The 12,917-nt window shown below is 68.7% G+C and carries 9 protein-coding genes; 6 read left to right on the forward strand and 3 right to left on the reverse strand.

The features are described from left to right. Window positions 1–567: 567 nt before the first annotated feature. Window positions 568–2,538 carry a hypothetical protein gene (locus ACFTXQ_RS16830; protein WP_382641379.1) on the reverse strand — a complete coding sequence of 657 codons (1,971 nt, stop codon included), beginning with the start codon at window positions 2,536–2,538 and terminating at the stop codon, window positions 568–570. Window positions 2,539–3,523: 985 nt separating this feature from the next. On the opposite strand from ACFTXQ_RS16830, the gene ACFTXQ_RS16835 reads away from it, so the two are divergent. From ACFTXQ_RS16835 to ACFTXQ_RS16860, 6 genes are all read left to right on the forward strand, one after another. After that, a complete protein-coding gene (locus ACFTXQ_RS16835) occupies window positions 3,524–4,405 on the forward strand; it encodes a helix-turn-helix transcriptional regulator (RefSeq protein WP_382641381.1) in 882 nt (293 codons plus the stop codon). Between the two features lie 216 nt (window positions 4,406–4,621). Beyond that, window positions 4,622–5,233: a hypothetical protein gene (locus ACFTXQ_RS16840; protein ID WP_382641383.1), complete on the forward strand. Its 612-nt coding sequence runs from the start codon at window positions 4,622–4,624 to the stop codon at window positions 5,231–5,233. A 116-nt stretch (window positions 5,234–5,349) separates the two neighbouring features. Further along, entirely contained in the window at window positions 5,350–6,018 is a 669-nt protein-coding gene (locus ACFTXQ_RS16845; protein WP_382641385.1) for a toxin-antitoxin system, toxin component, read from the forward strand. Window positions 6,019–6,050: 32 nt separating this feature from the next. Then, entirely contained in the window at window positions 6,051–7,226 is a 1,176-nt protein-coding gene (locus tag ACFTXQ_RS16850; RefSeq protein ID WP_382641387.1) for an MAB_1171c family putative transporter, read from the forward strand. A 40-nt stretch (window positions 7,227–7,266) separates the two neighbouring features. Continuing rightward, a complete protein-coding gene (locus ACFTXQ_RS16855) occupies window positions 7,267–8,448 on the forward strand; it encodes an MAB_1171c family putative transporter (RefSeq protein WP_382641389.1) in 1,182 nt (393 codons plus the stop codon). Between the two features lie 60 nt (window positions 8,449–8,508). Next, entirely contained in the window at window positions 8,509–9,729 is a 1,221-nt protein-coding gene (locus tag ACFTXQ_RS16860) for an FAD-dependent oxidoreductase (protein WP_382641391.1), read from the forward strand. 22 nt (window positions 9,730–9,751) lie between these two features. On the opposite strand, the gene ACFTXQ_RS16865 is transcribed toward ACFTXQ_RS16860, so the two are convergent. Both ACFTXQ_RS16865 and ACFTXQ_RS16870 read right to left on the reverse strand, forming a co-directional pair. Then, entirely contained in the window at window positions 9,752–10,978 is a 1,227-nt protein-coding gene (locus ACFTXQ_RS16865; protein WP_382641393.1) for an NAD(P)/FAD-dependent oxidoreductase, read from the reverse strand. A gap of 582 nt (window positions 10,979–11,560) precedes the next feature. Beyond that, window positions 11,561–12,835: a 2,4-dienoyl-CoA reductase gene (locus ACFTXQ_RS16870; RefSeq protein WP_382641395.1), complete on the reverse strand. Its 1,275-nt coding sequence runs from the start codon at window positions 12,833–12,835 to the stop codon at window positions 11,561–11,563. Between the last annotated feature and the right edge of the window lie 82 nt (window positions 12,836–12,917).

The following is a 12,917-nucleotide window of genomic DNA, read 5'->3' on the forward strand; positions in this document are numbered from 1 at the left end:
CGTGCCTGCGGGTGAGAATCGAAGCGTTTCGAATCAATAAGAGAAAGCCGTCGGGGCGTGCATCGAGCACGCCCCGACGGATTGTTCTGGGTCGGCCGCGGATTTGGTGCGACGGGATCCACGAACCATCCCGCTGCTGCGGTCGATAACCAGCTAAACACTGCAGGAGTAATGGCCTCATGCAGTCAGACTTTCCGATCGCAGGTCAGCCCGTTTGGGGTACCGATTGCGGCTGCCGCGCCACGTTGTCCAAAAACTGGCGACGCTGCAATCGAAGCACTATATGACAGTCACCTTCGCGCAGCTGACCTCCTCCGAGCCACACCCTCTGAGCGGGCTCGCGCGCTGCGCCCCATGGCTGGCGCGTGGAACCTACTGGCCGGACAGTACGAAGAGCCGGTCGCCGCCGAGCCGGAGCTCTCCCACTGGACAAGTGCGGGTCCTTCAAGGTTCGTCGGCTGGCGGTGGCTACCCCAGCACGCCGTCGCGGGCGCGCTGCCCGGCGGGCTTCCAGGTCTTCGCTCGTTGGACGGCGACGGATACCTCCCGGAGCAGGACGGACAAGCCTCATGGCTGGTGTCGTCGGCCACTCTCTCGGCGACCAGGAAGTTGGCCGGTTGGACCAGGCGCTCGGTAGGTGGCGTGCTCTGCCCGGCAGGGTTTGCACAGGCCGGTGGCCAGAGCTTCGCCGGCGAGGAGGATGCGACCGGAGCACTCTCTGCATGCGCTGCGGGGGATGTGGGTTTCGGCAAATGCGTGATGGCGGAGCTGCTGTTCGGCGATGTCCCGGAGTGTCGCGCGCCGAAGGCGGGCTTCGGTTTCGGCACGCGTCTGGTCGGTGTCCAGGTGGTGGCTCTCGGCGCGAACCGCGGCTGCGGTCTGGCGGCGGTGTTGACGGCGGGCCGAGATGCGCAGGTCGCACAGGCCGCATGCCGAGCCGTCGTCTAGTCGGGCGCCCTCGTCGCAGCGCACATCGGTGCAGCCGCGCCGTGGAAGGCCTCGCCGGAGCATCCAGGCGACCGGATCGGCGACTGTGTCCGGGCCTCCCTGCTCAGCCAAGCGCCGGGTCAGCCGGTCGGCCAGGAGGTCCGCGGCCCTCTCGGGGCCGGCCAGGCCGGTGAGTTCGGCCAGCTCAGCTCGGACGGCGGACAGCACTCGGCGTCGGGCTCCGGTTCGGTGGAGCTTCCGCCAGAGGGGATGTACGGGGGCGAGCGCGGACAAGAGGTCGTCGGGCGGACGAGGAGTCCGGGGGCGCTGCGGCCGTTCTACCGCTCGGGAGGCTGCCCCTGGCGCCGGCCATGGTTGCCGACCCTGGTCCGCCTGATCGATGCCGCGCTGGTGCTTTGCCCCGCGCAGCGGGCCTCCGGCATCGGAGACGGACCGCAGCCGGTGGTCGGGCGTGGTGCGCCGGTTTTCCTCGCGCGCGCTGGCGCGCTCCGGGAGACGGCCGTTCCCCACGACGGCGTCGCCGGATAAGCAGCGATTACCTGGACTTTCATCAACTGCCTCAGCCACAGGAGGGTGGTAAGGGTGAAGGGCTGCCGCAGCGTCGGGGTCTGCGATCACGGCTTCTTCGGCACCAAGCAGGGTGTTGAGCTGCATGTTTACCTCCGTGTGGGAATCCTGGTCCGGTCCTGCCGTACCGTCGGGAGAAAATATCTGGACAATACGAGTGTTTTTGGCACCGGCAGCGTGCGCTGCGGCGACGGCCGGGAGGATCAGATGAGTCCGCGACCCCAGGCCGGATGCGGTGCGGATCCGCCGCTTCTCGATCACCCCAGCTGCCGCGAGCCTCGCAAGGATGCGCTCGCCGGCCGAGTCGGAGCAGCCCAGGCGCCGGGCAAGGGTGACGGCGGCTCGCCCTCGCTTGGGGGCGACCTTGCCGGCGCACATGCGGACTCTCCCGGTCTCGGTCGCTTCCAGGACAAGGAGCAACAGGGCGAGGCGGTCGGTGGCGGCTCCCCGTCCCGTGCGGGCACCGAGCAGGCCGGCAGGTGTGACACGGCCGTCGCAGTGGGACCAGCCGGGCGCGAAGAGGCCTTCCAGGAGGCGGAGCAGGGTGGCGAGTTCCTTGCGGTTCAGAGCCAGGGCGTGGCCGGGGATGGTCTGGGCCCGCCACATCGGCAGGAGTTTGCATTGCAGACCGCGGGTCTCGCCCCTGGGACCCACGATCGAAGTGATCTCGGCGATCCCGGCTCGGCGCAACCCCGGGATGACGACGGAGGCGACGTAGGACTCCGACAAACCGAGCCAGCGGCCCAGTTCCCGGGTGCGGATCTCGACTCGTCCGGTGGCCGCGGGGGTGCGCGCGGCGAGTACGACGGCGGCGAGACGGATCGCGTCACCGACCGCTCCGTGTGCCTCGATGAGGGTACGAACGGCACCGCCCAGCCGTGCGCGTGCGACGGGACCCAGGGCGAGCGGGCGGCCGGGACCGCGCAGGGGCGCGGGGCCCGCCTGCTCGTGGGTGATCCGCGCGCGGACACGCGGCGGTTGAGCCGGCGCTCCGCCCGTGCCTTCCGGGGCCATGGCGCTCACCGCCGCCGCGCCCGTCGGGCCGGGCTGTGGGTGCACGTGCGCTGTCTGATGGCGCCGGGCCGGCATCGGGTGCAGATGAGCGGCGGGAGCAATGGGCCGAGTGCCGTGAGAGAGGCCACCTGGTGGTGTCCCGTGGCGGTGGCGGGGTGCGTGGTGGTGTCTGAGGAAGCGGGCGTGGGCACAGGAAGTCCAGTTTTTTCGGCGTGCGCGAAGCAGACCTGTGGCGTGACGGGTCACAGGTCTGGGTTTTCGGTAGGTGGAGCCGTGGAGCGGCCAGTCAAGGAGGGAGGCCGTTGGGGCGGGTTCCTCGGGAGAGCCAGCGGCTGGGGAGGCCCAGAGGCGGGCGGTCCTGTGGTGAGGCGCGTCAGGTGGGCGACTTGTCTGCAGCCAGGAGGCCCAGGGCGAGGTTGCAAGGCGGCCGGGGCCTGGTCGGCCGAGTGATGACCGGACGGGAGCCTCGGAACATCGCCCGCACGCGCTCGTTGTCGGATCGCTCGGGCAACAGGGTGGTCGCGGGCGACGTCGACCTGAGCGCAGGTCCCGCACGGATCGGGGCCGGCGTCGTCGAGTTCACCTCGTCAGAGGGCCCCTGGAGCTGTCGGACTCGTGACGGGGGGTAGCAGCCTCAGCCAGTGCTCAGACGGCGGCGGGCGATCAGGGCCGGCGCACGCGTCTGGTCGGGCACATCAGGACGTGCGTGTCCATCGCGCCTCGACGCGCCGGCCATGTGTGGTGCAACATTCATTGGGATCTCCCATTTGAGGACGCACACCGGGCCTGGCCGCGACAGGTTCCTACGCCAGATACTGCGGCCGGGTCCGGTTGTTCTGCCCCTTGAGGGGACGGTCGATTGAAGATTGGATGGCGTGGCAGGTCGACGTACGTGGGCACCCACCCTCAGATCATTGAGTGCAAGTTATATGCAGCTAGTGATCTGATCAAGTAGCTAAAGTAGCCATTCCCTGCCCCGCACCGTGGAGTACCGATGCCCGAACGCCGCTTTGACGCCCCCGGGTTCCGCCGCGCACGTGTCGTGAAGGGCATGACCCAGGCGCAGGTGGCTGCCGCACTCGGAATCAAGGACCAGTCCGTGGTCTCGCGCTACGAGAGCGGAGACGCGTCTCCGCCTCAGGAGAAGCTGCCTCGGCTTGCGGCGCTGCTGGGCGAGCGCGTGGACGACCTGTTTCCCCGGCCCGGCCTTCCCACTCTCGCGGATCTCCGATGCGACGCGGGCATGACGCAGAAAGACACCGCGGCCGTCACGCAGACCAGTTCGTGTTCTCCCGTGCGGGCGGCCGAAGGGGGACGGCGCAAACTGGCCCCTCACTACGTGGGGCCTCTGGCGGAAGCGTACGGCGTCAGCGTCGAGGAACTCCTGGCCGCGGAGAAGCGCTCCTTCGACGAGGACGCCCCCGCGGTGCCCCGGAACCCCACGGTCCGGCAACCCGTCGGGCCGCACACCATCGCGAAGAAGATCGCCGCCCTGCTCGAGGGCACCCCCGAGCAGGAGCGCCCCACAGACGCCCAACTCGCCGATCTCGGCAACGCGCGGGTGGGGCGGACGGTCCTCAGCGGTCCCCTCGTGACGAGCCTGCGTCTCGGCCAGGCGACGCACGCCGCCCCTGAGGTCCTGGAGGCTCTGGCGGCCGCCCTCGACGTGCCCGCCATCTTCTTCGAAACCGTCGACGCGGACGTCGCGGCCGTCGTCGCAAGCCTGCGGACCGCCCGTATCGGCCTCACGGCCATGGTGGCCCGCGGCGCCGAGGGCGAGAGCCAGAACGCTGAGCTCATGCGCTGGGTCGCCGACATGTTCGGAGGAACACCCCAGGGCGATGGCGCCACTTCCGCGACCCCGGCCTCCGGCTGATCCTGCCGACTCACCGGTTCAGCCGCACCGGTACCGGACGGCTCCGGGAGGCCGACATTCCGCGCGCCCTCATCACGCCCGGCCTCGCCGACTCATTTCCGTCTCAGGAAACGATCGTTTCATTGCGGATCCGACCGTTTCCATGATCTAGTGACCGGCGCAGGTCGCGGTCTCATCCGGACCGCAGATTCCCCTTCCATCCTGCCCGGAGGGTCTATGGGCGACGGGTACGAGCAGCTCGCCGAGACCGTGAGAGAAGTCGAAGCGCTCCGGACGGGAGCAGGGCTCGACAGAGCATCGGTTTTCAACCTGCAGGAGCTCTCCTTCCACACCTCCCTCCCGGAGGCTGACATCCGGCGGCTGCTCGACGGCGAGGTCGTCGAACCGCCGGCAAGCGGCCCGGCCGAGCTCGCCCGCCGCATCGCGTTCCTGAGGGAAACCCGCCTGACCGTGGACAGGGACACGGGCAGACGACGTCAGTACACCACCGCGGAGATTGCCGCCGGCAGTGGCATGACCCCGCAGTGGCACGGCAAGTTGCTGAACCGGAGCACGCCGAACATCTGGCACGGCGCAGGCCTGGCCAGGTTCTTCGACGTCCCCATGGAGTACTTCACCCACACGCCTCCCGAGGCCGTGAAAAGGGTTCTGCACAGCAAGGTCATCCCGGAGCTCATGGCGTTTCTCATGAACCCTTCCGAGGCTGTGAAGAATCGTCACGCCTTGCAGATCCAGCTGCGTCTCGGTGACAAAGAGCTGCCGCCGAGTCTGGAGACGGCGCTGATGGCCTTCGTGGACGCGCTCACACGAGAAGGCGCCGGCTCCTGAGGTCGGGCGGGCGGGGATGCAGGCGACTGACCTGACCTTCAGTCACAGGCAGCGGCAAGGCGGGCAGGCCTCGGCTTCACCACCCATCGGAGGGAACCCAGAGTGGGGGCATTCGGATGAACGAGCGGCAGACGACCGACTTTCGCGAGGGGGTACTCGCGGCTCTCGGCAGGCTGAGGCCTTCCGAGAGCCTGCTCGCTGCGCCGAGGACCCACCTGGCGCGGCGGTCGGCCGAGCGGAGGATCGCGAGGTTCTGCGACGAGGTTCTCGCGGGTCTCGACAGGCCGATTCCCTCGGATCCGGACAGCTTGTTCGAGGTGTTGAGGGCCGAGGTCGAGCGGCGCTTCAACGAGGACCGCGGGGCACTCCCGTACCGCCCGGTCCACCTGTACTTCCGGGAGTTTCCCGAGGACACGGCCAGCGGCCTCACCGCGAAGTTCGACGACCGACTCGTGATCATCGTCGAGAGTCAGACGACCACGCTTCACCAGTTCGTGATCTTCGCGCACGAGATGTGGCATGCCCTGATGGGGGAATGCCTGTCCCACGGGGCCCACAGCGACGTCGCCGCAGCCGCTGCCCGGTCACTCGGTGGGGAACTGGCAAGCGACGACCTCATCGCCCTCGCCGCAAGAAGCCACGTCAACACCCGGGAAGAGGGCGACGCGGAGAAGTTCGGGCTGCAGCTGGGCGCCAGACTGCGGGAACACCTGCAAGGTGCCGGTTCTGTGCCGATCACCGGTTTGGCGGGCCGGATCCAGTCCAGCATGGGCCGGGGCCACTGAGCATGACCGGAACGGACTACTACGTACCCGCCATGGTCCTGGCGATTGCCTTGGTGGTGAAGTCGCCCTCGTTCTGGCGTACCTGGCACTCGCCGATGTCGAAATCGATCTTCGCGATCCTCGCGTCTTCGGCAGCGGGCTTCGTGTTCGCTGCTCCGCCGACGATCGAGCGGGTCAACCGGATCACCGGTGTCCCGAACATCTCGGCGCTCATCGTCTACTGCCTCCTGTCGTGCCTGTCGTGCGGCTCGATGGTGCTCCTCATTCACTGGCGTGGGGGGACCGAGGAAACCGTCCGGCGGCACACCAGGATGTGGATCACGGCGATCGCAGCAGTGATCGCGACGTACTGTGTGCTCTTCTCACTCAGCGACGTGCCCCTCGAGCAGCAGCGCGAATTCGACACCTTCTACGCGAACACCCCCTACGTGCGCGAGATGATCATCCTCTACCTGACCGCGCACACGGCCACGAGCCTCGTGGTGGCGGTGAAGTGCTGGCGGTGGGCACGTGAACTGCGGGACCTCCAGGCGGCATGGACTTACTGGGGCCTTCTCATCCTCGTGGCCGCGTTCGGTCTCACCTTGTCGTTCGCCTTGGTCAAGTTCCTGGCCGTCGGTGCCCGCTGGGCCGGTACGGACACCTGGGACTCGCTCAGCACCGACGTGGCGCCTCCCCTTGCAGGACTGGGCGCCGCCATGACTACGGTCGGTTTCCTGGTCCCGGTCGTCGGGCCGCGGCTGGAGTCGATCTGGGTGTCCTGGCGGGCCTACCGGGCGATGGAGCCTCTCTGGCGTGCGCTCGAACCGTTCGCAGGGCCGGGAAAGCCCATGCGGATTCCTGCCACCGCGTCGCTGGAAATCCGGGCGATGGCCAGGTCGACCGAGATCTCCGACCGTCTGCTCAATCTGGCACCCCACCTGAACAGAAGCCACCGCGAGGCAGCCGAGCGGTACGCCACCTCGCAAGGCTGTAAGCCGGATGCCGCCATCATCTTCGCCGAAGCGGCAACGATCCACGCGGCCCTGCTCGCTGCGGAGGTCGCCGGGGGGCCGGCATCCGGGCAGATGCCCGTCGTCGTCGACACGAGCGCGGCGATTCCCACCCACGTCTCCGGAACGAACGGTCTTGCCCGACTGAGTATCCAGTTCTCCAAGATCCACCACTTCGGTCTTCCCGCCGGAGCCACCCACTCAAAGAGCAATTGATGACGGGCACTCCCCCAGACGTGACTCATGGAAGCCGTCGGTGAACGCGGGAACGGCGTACCTGAGCTCGGGCGGTGGCCTGCTCGTCGCCACCACCATCAAACTTTGGGCGCTGCGCAAGAACCCGCGAGACCCGCTTCTGAGGGCCGTCACCGCGACCCTCTTCGTCGGCGCACTCCTGTTCGTCACCGCTGCGCCCCCGAACCTGGCGACCATTAACGCGATGTTCGGCGTACCGAACATCGCCGCACCCATCGTGTACTCGATCCTGACCGCGTTCGACGGCGTCACGATCGTGCTGCTGATCCACTGGCGAGGAAACGACGATTCGCGTGTCACCCTGCGGCAGACCCGGCTGTGCCTGACGGCCTACGCGACGGTCATGGTGGCCATCTGCGTTCTGTTCTCACTCGGCGACGCTCCGGTTGAGCGACTCCGTGACCTGGACACCTACTACGCCGGCACGCCCTGGATCCGCGAGATGATCCTTCTCTACCTGGCGGCGCACAGCGTGGCGGCCGTCACCATGGTCGTCCTCAGCTGGCGTTGGTCGAGGAAGGTCCCCGGAACCCTCAAGGTCGGGCTGCTGCTGATCGCCGCCGGCGCGGCGGGCACCTTCGCCTACGACCTGTTCAAATACACGGCGATCGTCGCCCGCTGGCTCGGCCACAACTGGGACTGGCTGAGTACCAACGTCGCTTTCTCCCTCGCCGGTTTCAGCGCCTTCCTCGTCTCCGCCGGTTTCCTCCTCCCGCCCATCGGACAAGGCGTCGCCTCCCGGTACCGGGCCCTTCGCCACTTTCGCCATCTCGAGCCTCTCTGGCTGGAGATCCGTCCGGAGATACCTCCCACGAGCCCCCCGCCGATGCCGTGGTGGCAGCCCATCGAGCACCGCCTCATGCAGCGTGAGAGGGACATTTTCGACGCGGTACTGCGGCTGACGCCCTGGTTCGACCACTCGACCGGCGCCAAGGTCTACGCGCTCGCCTTGGCCGAGCACTCCGAGAGCCGCCGAGCCCGCAGTGAGGCCGATGCCTGCGTGATAGCCCGGGCGGTCATCCGGAAGAGTTGCGCAGCGCCCGCGGTCATGCCGGAGCTTCGATGGACGGTCAGTTCCACGGAGGACTCCGATGACCTCCTCAACCTGTCCGCCGCCATGCTGCGCTCTACGCGAGTGGAGTCGACGCGGCAGTCCACGGCACGCGCCGAGCACCGTGCATGACGACGGCGAACAGGCTGCGAGCCCGCTTCCCTTCCGCCGCACAGAGAAGCTCACAGAAAGATGGACATGACCACCACACACCCGAAGCACGTCGAAGCCCTGATCATCGGCGGGGGTTACGCAGGCCTGCTGGCCGCATCCATGGTCGCCTTGGCCGGCTACGACGTTCTCGTGCTCGCGGGCAGCACACCCGCCACCCACACGAAGGAAACGGGCTCCGGACGCGCTCAGCACGGCGAGGTCCTTCACGTCGGGGGCATGTGGGACGTCAACGATCTGGCCTACGGGTCCGGCGCGATGCTTCGGCATCGTGGTGCTCGAACGTTCCCCCTCCCAGCCGACGACCACCTGACCCGGACACGCCCGCGGGCCTGGGGGACGCGTGAGCTGCTGACGTGCAGCCGCGACCTCCTGACCAGCGTGCTGCGCGAGGTCGTCATAGCCAACCCCGCATGCGATCGCGGGACCACCATTCTGGATGGCGCCCAGGCCGTCGGGCTCATAGGCGACGAGTCCGCGGTGCTCGGCGCCCGCGTGCGGTTCGCTGACGGGACGGAGCAGGAGGTCACCGCCCAGCTCGTCGTCGACGCGAGCGGCTCCGACGCGTGCACCGCGGCTTGGCTGAGGGAACTCGGCGCTGCCGCCGTGCCGGTCACCACACGCGCCACGTCCGGTTTCTCAGCCAGCCGCTTCTACCTGGAGCCGGAGGGACAGGGGGATGTCCCCCTCACAGCGGTGGTGGACGGCGCCCGCAGTGCGGTCCTCGTCCCGGTGGAGGACGGAATGTGGGCTGTCACCCAGACCGCTCCGGATCGTGAGCGCATCGCCGGCGCGGACGCCTTCGCCGAAGCCGCACTGGCCCTGCCGGACCCCAGCGTCGGCCGGCTCATCGCCGAGGCGAAGCCTGCGGGTGACGTGGTCGTCTCACCCGCTTTGGCCCTGCGCTGGCACCGGTACGAGCGTATCCGCGGGCCCCGCGGCTTCGTCGTCATAGGGGATGCGCTGGCGACCTTCAGCCCCCTCGACGCGCGAGGGCCGCTGGCGGCCGAAGCCGCCGCTAGGGCCTTGCGCGTGGCTCTCGGACGTGGCATCAGCCACCCCACGGCGTCCCGCAGGGCTCAGCAGGCGATCGCCGAAGAGGTCGCCCGGCTGTGGTCCGATCCCCAGACGGGCCGGCTGGGCGGGGGGCGGCTCAAGCCCGTCGCCTCGAGCCTCTCCACACGTCTTGCGCGCGTACGTGCGACAGCAGGGCGGTTTCTGAGACTGCCGGGGCGGTCCTGAGTGCGGGATGAGCCGCTCGCAGTCAGTGTGTGGGGGAAGGTCGGCCCTGTCTGACGGCGTCCTCCTCCGTGGTGAGAGGGGGACATTCGAGGGACGGGAGACGGGGCCCGCGGATCGCCCCGAGGAGGACCCGGGGGTGAGCGAGGACCCCCGCTCCGCTCTGTAGGGTCATGACGTGGGTCAGAGCCTCGGCGACGGAAAAGTTCGAGGCGGCAGTCCGGATGAGCCGGTGGGTGTACGCCCTGGTCATGCGATCTGCGAGGGTCGGCTTCTTGCCGCGTGTACCGGGGAAGAACTTGTCCTGCCCCTCTGCCAGGAGCCAGGCCGCGGCGGCGGGCCGGCCAATCGCGCGCTGAGCTCGGCGGGTGAATCCGGGGGCGGTGATTCCGCCCGCTTTCGATGCGACGTCGCGGAGGGCCCGGGCTCCTTGCGCAGCGACCGACATGCCGTGCCCGTACAAGGGGTTGAGCGCGGTTGCGGCGTCTCCGATGGCCAGGAACCCGGCCGGCATGCGGACCTTCAGATAGTGCCTGTGGTAGCTGGCGGTGTTGCGGGTGAGGCTTACCGGGGTCTCCGGCTCAGCGAAGGCGAGGAAGTCGGCGACGAGGCCGTGGCGCATGTGGCGCGCGTACTCTTCGAACTGCTCAGGATCACTGGTGGGCTCGCCGCCCCGGGTGCCGCAGACGGCGACCTGCCAGAGTCCGCCCTCGATGGGGATGATCGAGCCGGCAGTGCCGGGGACCGGGAGTCTGGCGTCGGGCTGGATGGTGATGGCAGGCCAGTTGTCATTCGTGCCGGATGGGGCCTTGTAGCGGCGGCTCGCGTAGGTGACGCCGGCGTCGAGGGTGGTTTCGGGTATCGCGGGTACGCCGAGGTCGTTGAGCCAGCTGGTGGTGCGTGAGGCGCGGCCCATGGCGTCGATGACGAGGTCGGCGTGGAGGCTCTCTTCTTGTCCGGGCCCGTGTTGGATCACGGCGCCCGTGATCCGGTTGTGGTCGCCGAGGAGGCGCAGGGGTTCGGCGGTGACGATCCGGATCCGGGAGTCGGCCTTCAGCTGGGTCCGTACGCCCCAGTCGATCAGGTCGCGGCTCGCACCGATCAGGTAGAGGCTGTCGACGGAGTACTGAGGTTCGTGCCAGCGGCGGTACCAGCCGCAGGGGGAGAAGGACACCATGCCGCTCGGGAGCGGGATCTTGTGGGCACCCGCGTCCAGCCAGACTCCGATCGTGCCGGGCAGAAGGTCGTCCATGGCGGCGGCTCCACCGGACCACAGCATGTGTGCGTGACGCGCCTGGGGGAGGCCGCGCCGTGGCTCGGGGGTGTCGGGCAGTGTGTGCCGTTCGACGATGACGACTTCGTCGCAGTAGGAGGCGACGGCAGCGGCTGCGAGTGTGCCGGCGAGGCCACCACCCAAAATGAGAACTCGGCGGGGGTTGTCGGAGTGGGAGGTCATGGGCCCTTCTCTCTGGCGACCCGGACGGCCGGCCGAAGGCGGAATCCGAGCGACGAATGGTCAAGGTGGGGGGTGAGTCCGGGAGTTGATGGGAAGCCCCTCAGCCGAGTTGGCGGCTGGGACGGGAGATTCGGGTTCGGTGACGCGAGGGACACGCCTACGATTTCGCTCATGATCGCCATGTGCTTCGTAGGCGGTCCCCTCGACGGGACCGAGATTCCGGACGTGGACAGCAGCTCCGCGACGGCGCACCTTCACGGTCAGAGCGCCGGACGCTACGTGCGGCAGGGCAGTACCGAGGCCGGTCGGGTCATTTACCGGTGGGAGCCGGATTCGACCGGCGAGAGCCAGGTGGCCCCGCCCCAGGAGGGATGATCCTCACCCGCTGCGGCGGTTGCCAGGAGCGTCCGGCACCTGCCCGAGTGGATGTGCGGCGAGCCAGGCCTTGTAGCGGCGGACCTGACCACGCTGACGGACGAGGTCAGCGCCGAAGATCAGCCGCGCGGACCCACGGGTGCGTGGTCTCTTGCCGCCGGCCAGCCGCTTCATCTGCGCCCGGGTGTAGGCCAGCGCCCCGGCCGCGGCGAGGTCCTGGTCCTTCCAGTTCAGTCGAGGGGCTGTGACGCGAAGGTCCTCCCCCTCCTTCCAGCGGGCGGGCAGCTCCGGATGCAAGGCCAGCGCCCGCGCCAGGCCGGCTACGGCGAATCCGCGGTCCAGTACCTTCTCCGCCGTACTGAGACGGCCGATTCCGCCCGTGAGCATGAGCGGCACCGGCGAGTTCTCGACGAGCTCCCCGGCCAGCGTCAGAAAGTAGGCTTCCCGGTCGAGTTTGCGCTGATCGGCAGTCCGTCCCATGGTGGCCGCGCTCTCCACGCTGCCTCCCGAGAGTTCGACGAGGTCCACCCCCAGCCCGTCGAACAGGTCGAGGACCTCGGCGGCCTCCTCGACGTCGAAGCCTCCGCGTTGAAAATCGGCCGCGTTCAGCTTCACCGCGACCGCGAAGCCGGGTGACACCACCTTTCTGACCGCGCGGATGGTGTCGGTGAGAATTCGGGCGCGGTTGGTGAGGTTCCCGCCCCAGTGGTCGGAGCGTCGGTTGACGAGGGGCGAGAGGAACGTCGAGAAAAGGTAGCCGTGGGCGGCGTGGATCTGCACGCCGTCGAAGCCTGCTTCCTCGGCCCTGGCCGCAGTGACCGCGAACCGGCCGATGGTCGCCTCGATGTCATCCTCGGTCATCGCCGTCGGACGGGCGAACGTCTTGGTGTGCTTGCCGAGGCTCACGCCGATGTCAGAGGGCGCCCACGCGATACCGGGCATGGCGCTGGCTACCTGTCTGCCCGGATGGTTGATCTGCATCCAGATGGCGGCACGTGCCGTGTGCGCGGCCGCCGCCCATTGCCGGAACGGCTCAAGGGACGTACTGCTGTCCAGGACGATGGTGCCTGCGGATGTCAGCGCTCTCCGGTCCACCATGACGTTGCCCGTGATCAGCAGCCCGCATCCACCCTCGGCCCATCGCCGGTACAGGTCGATGATGTCGCGCCCGGGCAGCTGCCCGGGCTGCACGGCGAGGCTCTCTTCCATGGCCGCTTTGGCCACGCGGTTGGGCAGACTGGCCCCGCAGGGCAATTCGAACGGCGTGAACAGGTTCATGGCTCCCCTTGGAGATGACGGGCTGGTCTCGGTGCGGGCCGGGCACGCGGGTGTGCGGCAGCGGGCCGCATGAGGTGGCGGG

It is taken from the genome of Streptomyces sp. NPDC057010 (assembly GCF_042673805.1).
Taxonomy (GTDB): domain Bacteria; phylum Actinomycetota; class Actinomycetes; order Streptomycetales; family Streptomycetaceae; genus Streptomyces.

Coding starts and splice junctions, on each gene's coding strand:
- ACFTXQ_RS16870 (WP_382641395.1), bottom strand. CDS start 12,835: ATGAACCTGTTCACGCCGTTCGAATTGCCCTGCGGGGCCAGTCTGCCC.
- ACFTXQ_RS16860 (WP_382641391.1), top strand. CDS start 8,509: ATGGACATGACCACCACACACCCGAAGCACGTCGAAGCCCTGATCATC.
- ACFTXQ_RS16845 (WP_382641385.1), top strand. CDS start 5,350: ATGAACGAGCGGCAGACGACCGACTTTCGCGAGGGGGTACTCGCGGCT.
- ACFTXQ_RS16850 (WP_382641387.1), top strand. CDS start 6,051: ATGGTCCTGGCGATTGCCTTGGTGGTGAAGTCGCCCTCGTTCTGGCGT.
- ACFTXQ_RS16840 (WP_382641383.1), top strand. CDS start 4,622: ATGGGCGACGGGTACGAGCAGCTCGCCGAGACCGTGAGAGAAGTCGAA.
- ACFTXQ_RS16835 (WP_382641381.1), top strand. CDS start 3,524: ATGCCCGAACGCCGCTTTGACGCCCCCGGGTTCCGCCGCGCACGTGTC.
- ACFTXQ_RS16865 (WP_382641393.1), bottom strand. CDS start 10,978: ATGGACGACCTTCTGCCCGGCACGATCGGAGTCTGGCTGGACGCGGGT.